Annotated in this window: 28 protein-coding genes; all 28 read right to left on the reverse strand. The window is 55.6% G+C overall.

The window, feature by feature from the left end; genetic code table 11:
• Position 1: 1 nt before the first annotated feature.
• The 28 genes from DA792_RS14740 to DA792_RS14865 all read right to left on the reverse strand — a co-directional run bounded on the left by DA792_RS14740 (position 2) and on the right by DA792_RS14865 (position 16565).
• Positions 2 to 673 (reverse strand): HAD-IA family hydrolase, encoded by a 672-nt coding sequence (locus DA792_RS14740; protein ID WP_107720627.1) that lies wholly within the window; start codon positions 671 to 673, stop codon positions 2 to 4.
• Positions 670 to 1716, reverse strand: a complete 1047-nt coding sequence (locus tag DA792_RS14745; RefSeq protein ID WP_107720628.1) for an RluA family pseudouridine synthase — start codon at positions 1714 to 1716, stop codon at positions 670 to 672. The genes DA792_RS14740 and DA792_RS14745 overlap by 4 nt, the downstream gene beginning before the upstream one ends.
• Positions 1713 to 2087 carry a fluoride efflux transporter CrcB gene (crcB, locus tag DA792_RS14750; protein WP_107720629.1) on the reverse strand — a complete coding sequence of 125 codons (375 nt, stop codon included), beginning with the start codon at positions 2085 to 2087 and terminating at the stop codon, positions 1713 to 1715. Before crcB ends, DA792_RS14745 begins: the two co-directional genes overlap by 4 nt.
• An 89-nt stretch (positions 2088 to 2176) precedes the next feature.
• Positions 2177 to 3490: a replication-associated recombination protein A gene (locus DA792_RS14755; RefSeq protein ID WP_107720630.1), complete on the reverse strand. Its 1314-nt coding sequence runs from the start codon at positions 3488 to 3490 to the stop codon at positions 2177 to 2179.
• A gap of 86 nt (positions 3491 to 3576) precedes the next feature.
• Complete coding sequence (locus tag DA792_RS14760) at positions 3577 to 4164, reverse strand: acyl-homoserine-lactone synthase (protein ID WP_107720631.1); 588 nt, start codon at positions 4162 to 4164, stop codon at positions 3577 to 3579.
• 54 nt (positions 4165 to 4218) lie between these two features.
• The gene (locus DA792_RS14765) at positions 4219 to 4830 is read right to left on the reverse strand and encodes an autoinducer binding domain-containing protein (RefSeq protein ID WP_107720633.1); all 612 of its coding nucleotides are present in this window, start codon (positions 4828 to 4830) and stop codon (positions 4219 to 4221) included.
• 337 nt (positions 4831 to 5167) lie between these two features.
• Complete coding sequence (gene rplQ, locus DA792_RS14770; protein ID WP_107720635.1) at positions 5168 to 5596, reverse strand: 50S ribosomal protein L17; 429 nt, start codon at positions 5594 to 5596, stop codon at positions 5168 to 5170.
• 134 nt (positions 5597 to 5730) lie between these two features.
• Positions 5731 to 6747, reverse strand: a complete 1017-nt coding sequence (locus DA792_RS14775; protein ID WP_009574034.1) for a DNA-directed RNA polymerase subunit alpha — start codon at positions 6745 to 6747, stop codon at positions 5731 to 5733.
• Between the two features lie 123 nt (positions 6748 to 6870).
• Positions 6871 to 7263 carry a 30S ribosomal protein S11 gene (gene rpsK / locus DA792_RS14780; protein ID WP_009574033.1) on the reverse strand — a complete coding sequence of 131 codons (393 nt, stop codon included), beginning with the start codon at positions 7261 to 7263 and terminating at the stop codon, positions 6871 to 6873.
• Positions 7264 to 7278: 15 nt separating this feature from the next.
• Positions 7279 to 7647, reverse strand: coding sequence for a 30S ribosomal protein S13 (gene rpsM / locus DA792_RS14785; protein WP_107720637.1), 369 nt, complete (start codon positions 7645 to 7647; stop codon positions 7279 to 7281).
• A gap of 224 nt (positions 7648 to 7871) precedes the next feature.
• Positions 7872 to 8513, reverse strand: a complete 642-nt coding sequence (locus DA792_RS14790) for an adenylate kinase (RefSeq protein ID WP_107720639.1) — start codon at positions 8511 to 8513, stop codon at positions 7872 to 7874.
• A complete protein-coding gene (secY, locus tag DA792_RS14795) occupies positions 8510 to 9868 on the reverse strand; it encodes a preprotein translocase subunit SecY (RefSeq protein ID WP_107720641.1) in 1359 nt (452 codons plus the stop codon). Before secY ends, DA792_RS14790 begins: the two co-directional genes overlap by 4 nt.
• Before the next feature lie 104 nt (positions 9869 to 9972).
• The gene (gene rplO / locus DA792_RS14800) at positions 9973 to 10449 is read right to left on the reverse strand and encodes a 50S ribosomal protein L15 (protein WP_107720643.1); all 477 of its coding nucleotides are present in this window, start codon (positions 10447 to 10449) and stop codon (positions 9973 to 9975) included.
• Positions 10450 to 10745: 296 nt separating this feature from the next.
• Complete coding sequence (locus tag DA792_RS23095; protein ID WP_302665631.1) at positions 10746 to 10868, reverse strand: hypothetical protein; 123 nt, start codon at positions 10866 to 10868, stop codon at positions 10746 to 10748.
• Positions 10869 to 10906: 38 nt separating this feature from the next.
• On the reverse strand, positions 10907 to 11125 hold the full coding sequence (locus DA792_RS14805; protein ID WP_107720645.1) for a DUF1127 domain-containing protein: 219 nt from the start codon (positions 11123 to 11125) through the stop codon (positions 10907 to 10909).
• A 152-nt stretch (positions 11126 to 11277) separates the two neighbouring features.
• Entirely contained in the window at positions 11278 to 11451 is a 174-nt protein-coding gene (locus DA792_RS22280) for a hypothetical protein (RefSeq protein ID WP_159075286.1), read from the reverse strand.
• A 266-nt stretch (positions 11452 to 11717) separates the two neighbouring features.
• Entirely contained in the window at positions 11718 to 11909 is a 192-nt protein-coding gene (gene rpmD / locus DA792_RS14810; protein ID WP_009574024.1) for a 50S ribosomal protein L30, read from the reverse strand.
• Between the two features lie 11 nt (positions 11910 to 11920).
• Entirely contained in the window at positions 11921 to 12496 is a 576-nt protein-coding gene (rpsE, locus tag DA792_RS14815) for a 30S ribosomal protein S5 (RefSeq protein WP_107720647.1), read from the reverse strand.
• Positions 12497 to 12669: 173 nt separating this feature from the next.
• On the reverse strand, positions 12670 to 13029 hold the full coding sequence (gene rplR, locus DA792_RS14820) for a 50S ribosomal protein L18 (protein WP_009574022.1): 360 nt from the start codon (positions 13027 to 13029) through the stop codon (positions 12670 to 12672).
• Between the two features lie 11 nt (positions 13030 to 13040).
• Entirely contained in the window at positions 13041 to 13574 is a 534-nt protein-coding gene (gene rplF, locus DA792_RS14825; protein ID WP_009574021.1) for a 50S ribosomal protein L6, read from the reverse strand.
• 12 nt (positions 13575 to 13586) lie between these two features.
• Positions 13587 to 13979, reverse strand: coding sequence for a 30S ribosomal protein S8 (rpsH, locus tag DA792_RS14830; RefSeq protein WP_009574020.1), 393 nt, complete (start codon positions 13977 to 13979; stop codon positions 13587 to 13589).
• 15 nt (positions 13980 to 13994) lie between these two features.
• Positions 13995 to 14300, reverse strand: a complete 306-nt coding sequence (rpsN, locus tag DA792_RS14835) for a 30S ribosomal protein S14 (RefSeq protein ID WP_009574019.1) — start codon at positions 14298 to 14300, stop codon at positions 13995 to 13997.
• Between the two features lie 21 nt (positions 14301 to 14321).
• A complete protein-coding gene (rplE, locus tag DA792_RS14840) occupies positions 14322 to 14885 on the reverse strand; it encodes a 50S ribosomal protein L5 (protein ID WP_107720649.1) in 564 nt (187 codons plus the stop codon).
• The gene (gene rplX, locus DA792_RS14845) at positions 14885 to 15190 is read right to left on the reverse strand and encodes a 50S ribosomal protein L24 (RefSeq protein WP_107720651.1); all 306 of its coding nucleotides are present in this window, start codon (positions 15188 to 15190) and stop codon (positions 14885 to 14887) included. Before rplX ends, rplE begins: the two co-directional genes overlap by 1 nt.
• Positions 15190 to 15558, reverse strand: a complete 369-nt coding sequence (rplN, locus tag DA792_RS14850; protein ID WP_090269417.1) for a 50S ribosomal protein L14 — start codon at positions 15556 to 15558, stop codon at positions 15190 to 15192. The genes rplX and rplN overlap by 1 nt, the downstream gene beginning before the upstream one ends.
• 63 nt (positions 15559 to 15621) lie before the next feature.
• The gene (gene rpsQ, locus DA792_RS14855) at positions 15622 to 15867 is read right to left on the reverse strand and encodes a 30S ribosomal protein S17 (RefSeq protein WP_107720653.1); all 246 of its coding nucleotides are present in this window, start codon (positions 15865 to 15867) and stop codon (positions 15622 to 15624) included.
• Positions 15868 to 15881: 14 nt separating this feature from the next.
• Positions 15882 to 16079, reverse strand: a complete 198-nt coding sequence (rpmC, locus tag DA792_RS14860; protein ID WP_009574014.1) for a 50S ribosomal protein L29 — start codon at positions 16077 to 16079, stop codon at positions 15882 to 15884.
• Positions 16080 to 16304: 225 nt separating this feature from the next.
• On the reverse strand, positions 16305 to 16565 hold the full coding sequence (locus DA792_RS14865; protein WP_107720655.1) for a hypothetical protein: 261 nt from the start codon (positions 16563 to 16565) through the stop codon (positions 16305 to 16307).
• Positions 16566 to 16671: the final 106 nt, after the last annotated feature.

A 16671-nucleotide genomic window follows, 5' to 3' on the forward strand; every position in this document is an offset into this window, starting at 1 on the left:
GTCACCCTTTCCACATCTCATCCAAAGCCGCGCTGAGCTGGCCAAAATCATCTAAGACCCCATGTGCGCCCGCCGCCATGAGCGCCTCACGCCCATGATAGCCCCAGCGCACACCGATCCCTTGGACCCGTGCCGCGCGGGCCATTTCCATATCATAGGTTGTATCGCCAATCACCACCGCCTCAGACGCCGCAACATTGCAGTCGGTAAGGCAGCTCAGCACCATCGAAGGATGCGGCTTGGAGGGGTGGTCATCGGCGCAGTGAGTGGTGACAAACAGATCGCCAAACGCCCAATCTGCGAGCAACGCATCCAACCCCCGGCGGCTTTTGCCGGTCGCGATCGCCAACAGCACATCATCGCGCGCGCCCAAAGCCCGGACAGCCTCTTCAGCACCGGGATAAAGCGGTGAGGCGGCGGCCCCCTGTTTCAAACGATGAGTCTGGAACGCGTCTTTATAGCCGTCAACCATCCGAGCAATCGCAGCGTCATCCGCCTCAGGCGCCAGTTCACGCATCGCCACTGGCAAGGACAGACCAACGATGGACAAAATGGTGTCGCGCTCCGGGGCCGCCTGCCCCACGGTGCCAAATGCCGATTCCATCGACATGATGATATGGGCCTGACTGTCGACCAGCGTGCCATCGACGTCAAAAATAACGAGTTTGGTCATCGCAGACTCTCAAAAGGGTCGGCAGCGGCCAGATCATCGGTCCAGCCAAACGTATCCCAACTGTTGCGCATATGTTCGGGCAAAGGAGCGGTCACAGTGATGACCTTATGCGTCACCGGATGTTCAAAGGTCAGGCTGCGCGCGTGCAAGTGGAGCTTTTTCGAAATGATCCCGCCCAATTGCGCGCCCCAACCATCGCCAAGGTTTTCCTGACCTGAACCACCATATTTGCCATCACCAATGATCGGATGGCCGATCTCGGCCATATGCGCGCGCAACTGGTGGGTGCGCCCGGTGATCGGCTCCATCGCCACCCAAGAGGCGCGCGACCCAACGCGGTAGAGCGTGGCGTAGAGCGTATGGGCGCGTTTGGCATCCGGGTTGGCGTTCATATCGCGCGGATGAATGGCGATCATCTTTTCGCCCTCGCCGCGCGCGCCATGACCGCCCGCTTTCATCAAGCCGTATTTGATTTCACCAAGATACGGCACAGGCACGCCCGCCACCAAAGCCCAATAAATCTTACGAGTGTTTTTGTGGCGGAAGGCTTCGGTCAGTTTCGTGGCCATCGCAGGCGTGCGGGCCAAAATCAGAACGCCGGAGGTGTCTTTGTCGAGCCGGTGTACAAGACGCGGCTTTTCCTCAAGCCCAAATTTGAGCGCCTCAGCCAGACCATCAACATGGCGGGTCTGTTTCGATCCACCTTGGGTCGGCAAGCCCGCCGGTTTGTTCAACACGATGACGTAATCATCTTTGTAAATCACGCAGGACTGGATCAGTTTCTCATCGGCCGCAGAAATGGCGTCACCACTGCGATCACGTTTGGGCGCGACCTCATCGGGCAGCGGCGGCACGCGAATTTCCATCCCCGGTCCAACCCGCGTGTTGGATTTCACCCGCCCGCCATCGACGCGAATATCCCCCTTGCGGCACATCTTTTCGATGTTGCCTTGGGTGATCTGCGGAAACATTTTGCGAAACCAACGGTCGAGCCTTTGCTCGGGTTGATCGTCGCCAATAGTGATCATCTGAACCCGGCTCATGCGTAAAAACTCCGTGCGGTGTAAAGGCCCAATACGATGCCGCCCAATGCAAGCACCAGTGTTGCGACAACATAAAGAGCGGCCAAAGTGACCTCGCCGCGCTCATAAATCGTGATCGCATCCAGCGAGAAGGCCGAATAAGTCGTGAATCCGCCCAACATCCCTGTCATCAACAGCGGCGCGTAGCGGTTGCCGTTTTCATGGGCGAGCACCACGACGATGACCCCCATCAAAAATGAGCCCAAGAAATTGACCGTCACGGTGCCCCATGGGAAATCCTTGCCCAAAAGTCGCGCTGTGGCGACGCCGGTCATATAACGCGCCGTGGCGCCGAATGCACCTCCGAGGGCGACTTGGATCAAGGGAGGCATGGAGAGTCCTTTCTCGGTGCCGTTCAATGGACCTTTTGCGGGCCCTTCTGCTTGGCGTTTCCTGTGGTGCGCCGGGGCCAATGTCAACGTCAACTGGTGCGTTTGTCACGCAGCTTATCGAAATAGGCCACTCTCTTGGCCAAATCGCGTTCAAATCCGCGTTCAACCGGTTTGTAAAACTGGGTGCGTGGGAGGGTGTCGGGGAAAAAGTTTTGCCCCGAAAACCCGTCTTCGGCATCGTGATCATAGGCGTAATTCTCGCCATATCCCTGCTCCGCCATCAGTTTTGTTGGGGCGTTGAGGATGTGTTTGGGGGGCGGTTCCGACCCGGTTTTGCGGGCCGCATCCCGCGCCGCTTTGAACGCCGTGTAAACCGCATTCGATTTCGGCGCGAGCGCGAGATAAACCACTGCCTGCGCCAGCGCCAATTCGCCCTCGGGCGAGCCCAAGCGTTCGTAGACCTCCCAGGCATGAAGGCACATCGCCTGCGCCTGTGGGTCGGCCAATTGGATGTCCTCAATCGCCATCCGGGTCAATCGCCGCGCCAAATAGCGCGGGTCCTCACCGCCCTCCAACATCCGCGAAAACCAATAGAGCGCTGCATCGGGATCCGAGCCGCGCACCGATTTGTGCAGAGCCGAAATCAGGTTGTAATGCTCATCGCCGGATTTGTCGTATTTCGCGGCACGGCGCATCAAACGTTTGCCAAGCTGTTCGGGATCGAGAGGCGTCTCAACCTTCCACGCGGCAATCTGTTCGATCAGGTTCAACAATGTGCGCCCGTCACCATCGGCCATTTCAAACAACGTATCACGCGCACGCGCATTCAACGGCAACGGCTTGCCAAACTCACGCTCGGCGCGTTCTGCCAAAAGCGCAAGATCCGCCAAAGACAGCCGCGTCAACACCATCACTTGCGCGCGTGACAGCACAGCCGCGTTCAACTCGAACGAGGGGTTCTCGGTCGTCGCGCCAACCAAAAGAATGGTGCCATCTTCCATGTAGGGCAGAAAACTGTCCTGTTGTGCTTTGTTGAAACGATGAATCTCGTCAACAAACAGCAAGGTCCCCTGCCCGTTTTGTCGCCGGATTTTGGCCGCTTCAAACACTTTGCGCAGATCCGGTACGCCGGTAAAAATCGCAGAAATCTGGACGAAATACAGATCGGTTTCGGCCGCCAAAAGCCGCGCGATGGTGGTTTTGCCCACACCTGGCGGGCCCCAAAAAATGATGGAGGACAGCGAGCCGGACGCCAACATCACACCAAGCGGCGAGTCGGGTCCCAACACCTGTTCTTGGCCAATCACCTCACCCAAGGCTTGCGGACGCAAACGATCAGCCAACGGCCGGGAGCCGGCGGCGTGTGGGGGCGATGGTTCTGTGGATGCAAAGAGGTCAGACATAGGCGGACGTTACGCCGCTTATGTCCGATGGAAAAGAGGTATCGGGGCCGAAATGGCGCGTTTCGGCCCCGGTCCAAAACGCATGGTTAGTGAAGTTTGTTGCTGAGATTGATGCGCATGCACGCATTGTGCGCGCCGCCAATATCCATCACAGGCCCCACAACATCAATGTCGAGACCGACACGACGCCCCCAACGATTGCCGTTTTCAGGGATGAGACACAAAACTGACGTGGCCCCCAAAGCCCGTGCAGAATTGGTCATTTCCCCAATCAGGCTCATCTGAACCCGCATCCGTTGTTTCGCAGGCACACGGGGCGAGACAAAAATCCGGCTCGACTCCCAAACATGCGGCGCAACAGGTGCCTCTTCGAACAACAAATTGCTCGGGATACTGTCCAAAAGCCCGCGCTGAGCATCGCGGATCATATAGGAATAGATGCCACATTTTGTGGTTGTCGGGGTCAAGCGGATACCGGCCAACACATCTCCGAACTCGTGAACCGCGATCCAACGGGATGCGGGCGTGTCGTATTGGTCATATTCCATGCCATCCGCTTGGGGCAAATCCCACTTCGCGTGCTGAATGAAGGTTTCATGTCTAGCGCGAAGCATGTTGGCGAAAAGATCGCCATGGTTGTGCAGATTGGCAAAAGAAAGTGTGGTCGTTTGCATGGTACTTCTCCGGTGTTGGTTGATTTCTTCAACGCAACGCGAGAGCGAGCACCGTCACAACAGCTTGATCTCCTTGGCTTTTTGAATGGCCTCTGAGGTCGTCCGGGCCATAAGACGTTCTCGGGCAGAAACAAGGCGCGCCTTTAGCGCACTTTCTGAAATCCCGAGCTTGGCCGCGGCTGCTGCATGACGATCACCGCCCGCGATGCACCGGAGGGCCTGAATTTGAGCCTGTGTCAGATCTGTTTGAGGTTCTGAGATTTCATGGAGTGTGCGCGAAATAGTGGCGATTTTCGTGATCTCTTGATCGGTGAATTCGCGATCCGAGCGGGCACATCCGATGATGGTTCTCGACTGAACCGGTCCACAGGACACGGCGATACCATAGTTCAGGCCGAATTCAGCGGCCTGCCTCCAAAGATTAAATGGATCGGGGAGTTCTATTTCGCTCCACCTTGTTTGCCCTTCGCAACTCAACCCCCAAGCAATCATCGGATCCCTCAACGCATAGGCGTTTGCTGTGTAGTGTTCGAGCCATTTCGGATCATATGTGGCCTCCGCAACAAGCGGGGACGCGAACCGGATGTGCAATCCTACCGAATAGCCAGCAGGAGACGCGGCTCGTAGCTGAGCAAACAAGCGTGTGAGTTCCGTTGTGTCAGACATTGATAAATTCATTCTTTCACGAAAGGGAGTGACAACCCTAAGGCGACCACCTTAACAAGGACTAAACCAAAGAGCATTGCTTGGGAACCCTCTTTGATTGCGGTTTCTGTCATGTCGGGCCAAATAGCGCCTATTCGCATAAATTTCGGCCAAAAGATTTGGTTTATTTCGGCAAATTTCGCACAACATCAGGCCTAAAATGCCTCTGTACGTCCAGTATTGAGCCAAAAAGAAGATCCGAAAAGACAGGGATGCTTACAAACTGCATCAAATTTACACATTCAAACAAAAAAGCCCCGCACAAGGCGGGGCTTTTCCAGAATCGTTTCAAGAAGGTTTAATCTTCTTCGGCCATTGCGGCGTCTTCGGCCTCAAGGCGCGCACGGTCGGCGGCACCTTTGGCAGCCGGATCGCGGTCAACCAGCTCAATGATCGCCATCGGAGCCATGTCACCATAACGGAAGCCAGCTTTCAAAACGCGGGTGTAACCACCAGCGCGCTCTGCATAGCGCGGGCCGAGGATTTCAAAGAGTTTCGCAACATCTTTGTCCTGTTTCAACTGAGCAGCAGCCTGACGACGGGCGTGAAGATCGCCACGTTTGCCGAGGGTGATCAGCTTGTCCATGATGCGCTTAAGCTCTTTGGCTTTCGGCAAGGTGGTTTTGATTTGTTCGTGCTCAATGAGCGAGCCGGACATGTTGGAGAACATCGCTTTGCGGTGTTCGTGGGTCCGGTTCAGGCGGCGGTAGCCTCTAGCGTGACGCATGTGTCTCTCCTATAGCGTGTTTTGCTTTGTCTGACCGGCGATGCGTGTCACCGGCTCTCCTTGGGGCATTGGCCCACATATTCCCCGGCAATTCCGGGCATTGTCGAGGGAGGCCTAAACCTCCCCCAAATCTCTTAGAACTGGTCTTCGAATTTCTTCGCCAGGTCTTCGATATTCTCAGGCGGCCATTCTTCGACATCCATACCGAGGTGCAAGCCCATGCCGGACAAAACCTCTTTGATCTCGTTGAGCGACTTGCGACCGAAGTTCGGGGTGCGGAGCATCTCGGCTTCGGTTTTCTGGATCAGATCGCCGATGTAAACGATGTTGTCGTTTTTCAGGCAGTTTGCAGACCGGACAGACAGTTCCAGCTCGTCCACTTTCTTCAACAAAAGCGGGTTGAACTCGAGACCATCGTCTTCTTCCTGACGACCAGCCGATTCCGGCTCGTCAAAGTTCACGAAGATGCCCAATTGATCCTGAAGGATACGCGCCGCAAATGCGACTGCATCTTCCGGGGTCAACGAACCGTCGGTTTCGATTTTCATCGTCAGTTTGTCATAGTCGAGCACTTGACCTTCGCGGGTCGGTTGCACGTCGTAGGACACTTTTTTCACCGGCGAAAAGATCGCATCAATCGGGATCAGGCCGATCGGCGCATCTTCGGCCTTGTTTTTCTCGGCGGAGACATAGCCTTTGCCGGTGTTGACGGTCAGCTCCATGAACAAATCAGCGCCGTCATCAAGGTGACAGATCACGTGATCTTTGTTCAAAACTTCGATGCCCGCAGATTCGGAAATATCACCACCCGTGACAACCATCGGCCCTTTGGCGGCGATGGACAGGCGCTTCGGCCCTTCCACATCCATGCGCAAGGAAATGCCTTTGAGGTTGAGGATCACGTCGGTGACATCTTCACGCACGCCCGCAATGGACGAAAACTCGTGCAGAACATTGTCGATCTGAACAGAGGTGATGGCCGCGCCTTGAAGCGACGACATCAGCACGCGACGCAATGCGTTGCCCAGTGTCAAGCCAAAGCCGCGTTCCAGCGGCTCGGCGACAACGGTGGCCTGACGTGCGGGCTCGTTGCCCGGCTTGACGTCAAGCTGTTGCGGTTTGATGAGCTCGGCCCAATTTTTGTGGATCATTGAAGTAGCCTCCATTCCTGTCCTCCCGCCCATGTCCGTAAGCGGAGAACGCCCGAGGGGTCTTTTAAACGCAAAAACGGACCGCGGGCGTGAACACCCGCGATCCAAATAATATAGGCGTGATTACACGCGGCGACGCTTTGGAGGGCGGCAGCCGTTGTGTGCAATCGGCGTCACGTCACGAATAGACGTGATGTTCAAACCAACAGCCGCAAGTGCGCGCAGCGCAGATTCACGACCCGAACCCGGACCCTGAACTTCGACTTCGATGGTTTTCAGACCGTGATCCTGAGCCTTTTTCGCCGCATCTTCCGCAGCCATCTGAGCGGCGTAAGGTGTGGATTTCCGCGAGCCTTTAAAGCCCATGGTGCCAGCAGACGACCAAGCGATCGCATTGCCCTGCACGTCGGAGATCAGGATTTTGGTGTTGTTGAAGGTCGAATTCACGTGAGCAACGCCAGCGGCGATGTTCTTGGAGACCTTTTTCTTAGCGGTACGACGGGTATCGCGTGCCATGTTCTATGCCCTCCCTTATTTCTTCTTGCCGGCGATTGCTTTTGCCGGACCTTTGCGCGTGCGTGCGTTGGTGTGGGTCCGCTGACCACGCACCGGGAGGTTACGGCGGTGACGGAGGCCACGGTAGCAACCGAGGTCCATCAAACGCTTGATGTTCATTTGAGTCTCACGACGCAAGTCACCTTCAACGGTGTAGTTTGCATCGACGTGCTCGCGCAGAGCGAGAACTTCAGAGTCGGAGAGTTCGTTGACGCGACGGGTCAGGTCGATGCCAACGGCTTCGCAGATAGCAACAGCAGAGGTATTACCAATGCCAGTGATGTAAGTGAGGGCGATCGGGACCCGCTTTGCAGTGGGGATGTTTACGCCGGCGATACGTGCCACGTGGTCTGTCCTTTCGTTGCGGTTCCGTAATACCGGAACCTTTTTTCACAACGTTGGCTCGCGGGTTTAAGGCCTCGCGAGCCGCAGCTGAATTCAATCTGATTGCCTCGGACTGGGTCCGACGTCGAATCTTTTCCCATAGGGATGGGTTGCCATAAGAGGGAATCACCGGAGCGTCAAGAGGCCCCGGTGAATTTCCAAATCTTGCCAAGGATGTGGCGCGTTTACGCCAGCGCTTTGGCGATATCCGCAGCCACTTTTTCTGGATCTTGAAGGCCATCGACGGACTTCAGATCACCACGGGCATAGTAATAGCCAATCAGCGGCGAGGTCTTTTTGTAATATTCCATCAGACGGGTTTTGAGGCTATCCTCATTGTCATCCGCGCGACGTTTCAGATCGGTCGACCCGCAGGCATCACACACACCATCGACTTTGGTCGGCTTGGTGGTGTCGTGGTACACCTCACCGCAATTGCCACAGGTGTAGCGGCCGGTGATGCGGTTCACGAGCGCTTGGTCATCGACGGCAATCTCAATCACAGCTTCGAGTTGCGCCCCATTGCGCGACAACAGCTCATTGAGCGCGTCAGCCTGACCCAAGGTGCGTGGAAAGCCATCAAAGATAAACCCTGCGGCATTGCCGTTGCGGATTTTCTCATCAATCAGGCCAATCACGATCTCGTCGGTGACAAGTTGCCCTGCGTCCATGATGGCGGCAACTTTTTTGCCCATTTCGGTCCCGGAGGTCCGTGCATCACGCAGCATATCCCCAGTCGAAAGTTGCACCATGCCGCGCTCCTCAACAAGACGGCGTGCCTGTGTGCCTTTGCCCGCGCCGGGCGGTCCAAGCAAAATAATGTTCATTTCCGTGTCGTCCCTCTTTTGCTGCGCTTCCTCCCACGCAGCTGAGATTTCTCAATCAGACCCTCATACTGGTGTGCCAGCAAGTGAGATTGAATTTGCTGAATCGTGTCCATCGTCACCGATACCACGATCAACACCGAAGTGCCGCCAAAATAGAAGGGAATGGCGAATTGGCTACGCAAAATCTCTGGCAAGAGACAAACTGCCGCAAGATAGGCGGAGCCGATGACGAGAATGCGGGCCACAATGTAGTCCAGATGCTCCTCAGTCTTTTTGCCTGGGCGAATGCCAGGAATAAAGCCGTTTTGGTTCTTCAGATTCTTAGCCACGTCTTCGGTTTTGAAAGCCACGTTCGCGGTATAAAAATAGGCGAAGAACACGATCATGAGAGTGAAGAACAACAGATAGAGCGGTTGCCCCGGACCGAAATAGGCCAAGATGGTGGACATCACCGGACCAACATCACCTTGACCGGAGAAGGTCGCGATGGTGGTCGGCAGAAGCAAGAGGGAGCTTGCAAAAATCGCCGGGATCACGCCCGCCGGGTTGACTTTGATCGGCAGGTGGGAGGACTGCGCGTCATAGATTTTCATGCCTTGCTGGCGGCGGGGATATTGGATGTGCACCTTGCGCAGCGCCCGCTCCATGAAGACCACAAAGGCGATCACACCGACAATCATGGCAATGACGATGAGGATCACCGCCGGGGACACGGCCCCCGTGCGGCCAGATTCAAAGAACTGAGCCAAGGCGCGCGGGATTTCGGCCACGATACCAACGAAGATGATCAAGGAGATGCCGTTGCCGATACCGCGATTGGTGATTTGCTCACCCAGCCACATCAGGAACATGGTGCCACCCACAAGGGTGATCACGACGCCTGCACGGAAGTACCAGCCCGGATCATGGGCCAAATTCCCGCCTTCCAGCGAGGCCGCCAGACCATAGGCCTGAAACAGCGCCAAGGCGACCGTGCCAAAGCGCGTGTATTGGTTGATTTTCTTGCGACCCGCCTCACCCTCTTTTTTGAGGTTTTCGAGCGCGGGGACCATGGAGGTCATCAACTGAACGATGATCGACGCAGAGATGTAAGGCATGATGCCGAGGGCAAAAATACCCATCCGGCCCAACGCACCACCGGTGAACATCGACAGGATGCCGCCGATACCGGACGCGGCCTGATCCATAAAGTTCTTAAGCGCGCCACCGTCGATCCCCGGCACCGGAATATAGGTGCCCAGACGATACACGATCAAAAGACCGAGGGTGAAAAAGATACGCTGACGAAGCTCTTTGGCTTTCCCGAGGGTGCCCCAGTCGAGGTTCGCTGCCATTTGTTCTGCTGCGGATGCCATTAATGGTCTCTCTCTTCACGAACAGCGCCGCCCGACCGGTCTTCCGGGGCGGCGCTTGGAAAACTTAAGGATGACTTAAGGGTCTAAACCCTCTGTCACAAGCCTTATTCGGCTGCCGCGTCGGCCTTTGCAGTCACAGTCAGCGAACCGCCTGCTTTTTCCACAGCTTCGATCGCAGATTTCGATGCGCCAGTCACGGTGATCGACAGTTTCGAGGTGACTTCACCCTTTGCCAAAACGCGGATGCCATCGAGTTTGCGACGGATCAGACCGGAGGACACCAGCGTGTCTTCGTTCACGTTTGCGGCGTCGAGTTTGCCAGCTTCGATGAATTTCTCGATCAGGCCGAGGTTCACAACGGCAAACTCTTTGCGATTCGGCTTGTTAAAGCCGCGCTTCGGCAGACGTTGGTACAAAGGCATCTGACCGCCTTCGTAGCCTTTGATCGCCACACCCGAACGGGATTTTTGACCTTTGATACCACGGCCACCCATTTTACCGGTGCCGGAACCCGGACCACGACCAACGCGTTTACGAGCTTTGGTGGCGCCTGCGTTATCACGCAATTCATGCAATTTCATGTCGCTTCTCCTTGCCGGATGTGCCCTCCAGCGACGGAGTGGGCAACCACGGCTTACAAATGTTGATTCTGATGAACGTATTCGTCCACTGGGCGCGTATAGAGGGGTTGCGCACGTAGATCAAGCCACACCCGCTTATACTTTAGAATGATTGCGCTCAGCAGAGCCAAGCGCCGCACGACCACCTCTTGATCCGATGCCAGCCACGTCCATTTGGGGTGCGCCAATGCGACAAAACCAAAAACACCCCGCAGTGTCCTGCAGGGTGTTCAATCTGTCCAGCCTCGGCTGATGCCTCAGTCGCGCGTTTGGCGCAGGTATTCGGTCCAACTTGGGGCTGCACCTGTGTGCCACACGGCTTTGAGCGCGCGCATCAATGTGCCAAACGGCTGGGCGGGAAAGGGAGCTGCAAGCTGCATGGCTTCGTCCTTCTCAGTAAGGCTTTAAACTGACGCGATTAGACGCGTGCGGCGGTGTCGCGCGCGATGTCGCGGATGTCGCTGCGGCCCAAGCCGATGTCGTTCAACTCATGATCCGACAGGGCGTCGAGTTGATTGAAGGTCTGGGTGTACGCGCGCTGGCGAGCGAAGGACAAACGGATGTTGTCAAAGGTTTCGCCAAGAAAGCGAGCAAAGCCGAAGCCGGTGGAGCGAGTGGTGTGAGCTGTATGTGCCATTGTTCTATTCCTAAAAATGCGGAGCCGTACGCTCCGTGCTGTTTGTGTCTCTTTGGGAGCACGGCTGATGTATGGGGGAACGGGGGATTTGACATCCCCCAGTTTCGGTCTGGCCGCTATGCATAAAATGCATGCAGTTTTAAAACCGTCACTTATTTGTGCATTTTCGACCAAATATCAGGCATTCGCTTGCGCGTTTGCCGCACATGGTCGGTCCAATGCGGTGGAGGACCGGCCTCCCAAGACGATTTCACCCGGTCAATCAACGTGAAAAGCGGAAATTGGGCGCGCAACTCGGCCCCAAGTTTGGACATACTGAAAGGCATGGATCACCTCATTGGCGTTGTTCGGTCTCCTGGCAAGATTTGCCTTGTACCGATTGCCTGCGACATTGCGCCCGCTGCGTTAACAAAGCCGAAAAGGAATCAGGCAAAACTGCGGCGATGAGACCAAATTTGCTTTAAATCATCATCGCCATCATGGCCTGAACTCTCGCCCCATGACGCTGGTTGCATAGCCCAAAGATTAAGACCCATAGAAAAAGCCCCGCAGTTTCCCGCGGGGCTTTCAAAATCAAGCTCGAAAGCGTCGATTAATTGTCGCGCTCTTCGATGATTTCAACGAGGTGCGGGATCGAACGCACCATGCCGCGCACGGAAGGGGTATCTTCCAGCTCACGGGTTTTGTGCATTTTGTTGAGGCCCAAGCCGATCAGCGTTGCGCGCTGAACTTGAGGGCGACGGATCGGGGAGCCGACCTGTTTTACAACGATGGTTTTAGCCATGTGTCTACTCCTTACGCTTCTGCAGCGGTTTCAGTGTCAGCAACCGGTGCATCGTCGCGACGCAGGATTTCTGCAACTTTTTTGCCGCGACGCTGAGCCACGGAGCGCGGGGAAGCCTCAGATTTGAGACCGTCCAGCGTGGCGCGGATCATGTTGTACGGGTTCTGCGAACCGATCGACTTTGCGACCACGTCTTGAATGCCAAGCATTTCGAACACAGCGCGCATCGGACCACCGGCGATGATACCAGTACCTTGCGGTGCGGTGCGCATCACGACTTTACCAGCGCCATGACGACCATTGGTGTCGTGGTGCAGGGTGCGGCCTTCTTTGAGCGGGACGCGGATCATTTGGCGTTTTGCTTGCTCGGTGGCTTTACGAATGGCCTCAGGGACCTCTTTCGCTTTGCCTTTGCCGAAGCCGACGCGGCCTTTTTGGTCACCAACAACCACGAGAGCTGCAAAGCCGAAACGCTTACCACCCTTCACAGTTTTGGAGACACGGTTGATCGCGACGAGACGATCGGCGAATTCCGGGGTTTCATCGCGGTCGCGACGGTTGTCCCGGCGGTTTTCACGTTCTGCCATTGGCATTCCTTTGAACTGGTGGCGCGTTTAACGCCGTTAATTTCAATCGCGGTGAAGGCCCCACTTGCGTGAGGCCGACCCGGATCATCGGGGGACACACTGTCCCCCACAGACTTAGTGTTCGCGCAATTTGGTCCGAAAACTGGTATCCACTTTTCGGATCGCGCTCAGTCTTAGAACTTCAGACCACCTTCACGCGCAGCCTCGGCCAGAGCCTTGACTTTGCCGTGAAACAAGAAGCCGCCACGGTCGAAGTAACACACTTCCACACCGGCTTTCTTGGCGCGCTCTGCGATTGCAGCACCGACTTTGGTGGCTGCTTCGACGTTGTTTTTGCCGATGATCCCCAGATCCTTTTCCAAAGAGGAAGCGGAGGCGAGGGTCACGCCTTTGACATCGTCGATCAGCTGAGCGCTGATGTTCTTGTTCGAACGATGGATGGACAAACGAAGTTTGCCAACATTGTTCTTGCGAAGTTTGTTCCGGACGCGCAGGCGGCGCTTCAAGAACAGGTCTCTTTTGCTGTTTGCCATTTTGAGCGTCCTTACTTCTTCTTACCTTCTTTGCGGAAGATATACTCGTCTTTGTACTTAATACCTTTGCCTTTATAGGGCTCCGGTTTACGCCATTCGCGGATATTGGCTGCGACTTGGCCGACGAGCTGCGGATCAGAGCCTTCCACGGTGATCTCTGTCGGTTTCGCGGATGTGACGGTGACGCCAGCCGGAACCTCAAAGTTCACTTCGTGGGAGTAACCCAAGTTCAGTTTCAGGATGTTGCCCTGAAGCTGAGCACGGTAACCAACACCGTTGATTTCAAGTTCTTTCTTGAAACCGACGGAAACGCCAGTGACCATGTTGCCGATCACAGTGCGGGACATGCCCCACTGTTGACGCGCACGCTTGGATTTGCCCCGGGGGGTCACGGTGATGACGTTGCCTTCAATGGTGAGGGTCACGTCGTCCGTGGCGGTGAAGGAGTGAGAGCCTTTCGGGCCCTTCACTTCGATGGTCTGGCCGGACACAGAGGCAGTGACGCCGCTGGGCATTTCGACCGGTTTTTTACCAATACGAGACATCGAGAGACCTCCTTAGAAGACTGTGCAAAGCACTTCGCCGCCAACATTGTTGGCACGAGCGTTTGCATCAGACATCACACCTTTGGGGGTGGAGACAATCGACACGCCCAGGCCCTGACGGACCGATGGGATGTCTTTGACACCGAGGTACACGCGACGACCAGGTTTCGAAACCCGTTTCAGTTCGCGAATAACAGGCGTGCCTTCGTAATACTTCAGGCTGATTTCGAGGGTCGGGTGACCATTCGCATCAGTGCCTTTCTCATAGCCGCGGATGTAGCCCTCGTCGAGCAGCACGTCCAAGACCCATGCCCGCAGCTTGGAAGCCGGGGTGGAGACAACGGATTTGCCACGCAATTGAGAGTTACGGATACGGGTGAGCATATCGCCGATAGGATCGTTCATATCTTATGCCCTCTCTTACCAGCTGGATTTCACGAGACCGGGGATTTGGCCAAACGAGCCAAGTTCCCGCAGCATGATCCGGGAGACCTTCAGCTTACGGTAGTAAGCGTGGGGACGACCGGTCAACTGACAACGGTTATGAAGACGGGTTGCCGAGCTGTTGCGCGGCAGATCTGCAAGTTTCAGGGACGCGCGGAAACGCTCTTCCATCGGCTTGTCTTGATCGTAAATGACCTCTTTGAGAGCAGCGCGTTTGGAAGCGTATTTTGCCACCAATTTCTCACGCTTGCGCTCACGGGCGATCATGGATTTCTTAGCCATGTTCTCTAACTCCTCGCGCGATCAGCTGTTGAAGGGCATGTTGAACGCTTTCAACAGGCTCTTGGCTTCAGCATCGGTTTTCGCCGTGGTGGCGATGACAATGTCCATACCCCAGACTTCGTCGACTTTGTCGAAGTTGATCTCGGGGAACACGATGTGCTCTTTCATGCCCATGGCATAGTTGCCACGGCCGTCAAAAGATTTGCCGGATACGCCGCGGAAGTCGCGGATACGGGGCATTGCGATCGTGATCAGACGGTCGAGGAATTCGTACATACGGTCGCCACGAAGAGTAACCTTCGCACCAAGCGGCATGTCTTCACGAACGCGGAAACCAGCGATGGATTTCTTAGCTTTCGTGACGAGCGCTTTTTGACCGGCGATGGCAGTGAGATCTTCCTGAGCCGATTTGGCTTTTTTGGAATCACGCACAGCTTCAGCACCGCAACCGATGTTGAGAACGATTTTGTCAAGGCGCGGGATCATCATGTCGTTTTTGTAGCCGAACTCTTCTTTGAGCGTGGCACGAATGCTGTCCTTATAAACCGCCTTCAGACGCGGGGTGTAATTTGCTGTATCAAGCATCAGATCACGTCTCCCGTGGTCTTTGCGAAGCGCACTTTTTTGTCGCCGTCCATTTTGAAACCGACGCGAGTGGCTTTGCCGTTGGCATCCAAAAGCGCCAGGTTGGACAGGTCGACCGGCACTGCGATCGGCTTGCGGCCGCCCTGATCGCCCTGAGAGGCGCGGGTGTGACGGATGGCGATGTTCACGCCTTCCACGATGGCTTTGCCTTTGGACGGCAGCACAGTGGTGATTTCACCCTTTTTGCCTTTGTCCTTGCCAGCCAAAACGATAACTTTATCGCCTTTTTTCAACTTAGCAGCCATTAGAGCACCTCCGGAGCGAGCGAGATGATCTTCATGAAGTTTTTCGCACGAAGCTCGCGAACAACTGGGCCAAAGATACGGGTACCGACCGGCTCGTTGCTGTTGTTGAGGATCACGGCAGCATTGCGATCAAAACGGATCGCGGTGCCATCTTCGCGACGGACTTCTTTGGCGGTGCGAACGACGACGGCCTTACGGACGTCCCCTTTTTTCACACGGCCGCGCGGAATGGCTTCTTTCACCGAAACGACGATGATGTCACCCACGGACGCGTAACGACGGTGCGAACCGCCGAGGACCTTGATGCACTGAACACGGCGAGCGCCGCTGTTGTCAGCTACATCCAGATTGGTCTGCATCTGGATCATATGGTTTCTCCCGACCTATGGGGGAGGTCTGCAGCGACCTATTCCCCCAGGGTTTCGATTAAATTAGGACGCTGCCGCCTCAGTGACGATAACTTCCCAACGCTTGGTCTTCGACTTCGGTGCACATTCCTGAATGCGGACTGTTTCACCAACGTTGAATTGGTTGTTCTCATCGTGAGCCCGGTATTTTTTGGACTTACGAATGGTCTTTTTCAGAACCGGGTGTTTGAAGCGACGCTCCACGGACACGGTCACGGTCTGTTCGTTCTGGTTCGAGGTGACGACACCTGTCAGAATACGTTTGGGCATAGGTCAGTCTCCTCTTACTCAGCCGAAGCTGCTTTTTCGTTCAGAATGGTTTTCACAAGAGCGGCCGAACGGCGCGCTTTGCGAATCTGAGCGGTGTTTTCGAGCTGACCCGTGGCCTGCTGAAAGCGCAGGTTGAAGGATTCTTTTTTAAGATTGGCAAGCTCGGTCTTGAGCTCGTCCGGCGTCTTAGCGCGGAGTTCCTGGGCGTTCATAGCCTTATCCTTTGTCTTACATCAGAGAGCGCCACGTTCGTTATGTGGGTGACCCTAAGCCTGATGGGCGAATGTCAAAACACACGAATCCCGTCAACCGGGCACGTGCGATGGGTTCCTATAGGGGAGACGCGGGAATAGAGCAAGGGAAAGATGGGCTGTTTGGCTGACGCTGTGAGGTATTGCATAGGATGAACATCCTGCGCGCAGCACAATCCGACGGTGTCATGGGTTTGGCGACGCACCTGCCCCATGTTTCGCCCGTGTCAGAAACCGCGTGAGCGCGATCACACGAAGGGCTGCAACGGCAAAGATCAAGATGTCGCAAATATAAACCAGCAATGGCTGTACCAAAGGATAGGCACTCATGACGTTCATCATGCTCACCTCGCGCAACCCCATAAAGTCCGAGTAACGATACAAAAACGCCTCCGCTGTATAGAGGATCGTTATGATCAAACTGTCGCGAAATGTCGCAAACAGCATCACCCATTTCGGGTCAAGCGTGCTGGCCTCTTCCCTTCCCTCCCGTGGCCGTAAAACGAAAAAGCGACAACGACGCGGCCTATGGCTAAAAACAAAGCCCCTACTC

It is taken from the genome of Celeribacter baekdonensis, from assembly GCF_003047105.1.
Taxonomy (GTDB): Bacteria; Pseudomonadota; Alphaproteobacteria; order Rhodobacterales; family Rhodobacteraceae; genus Celeribacter; species Celeribacter baekdonensis_B.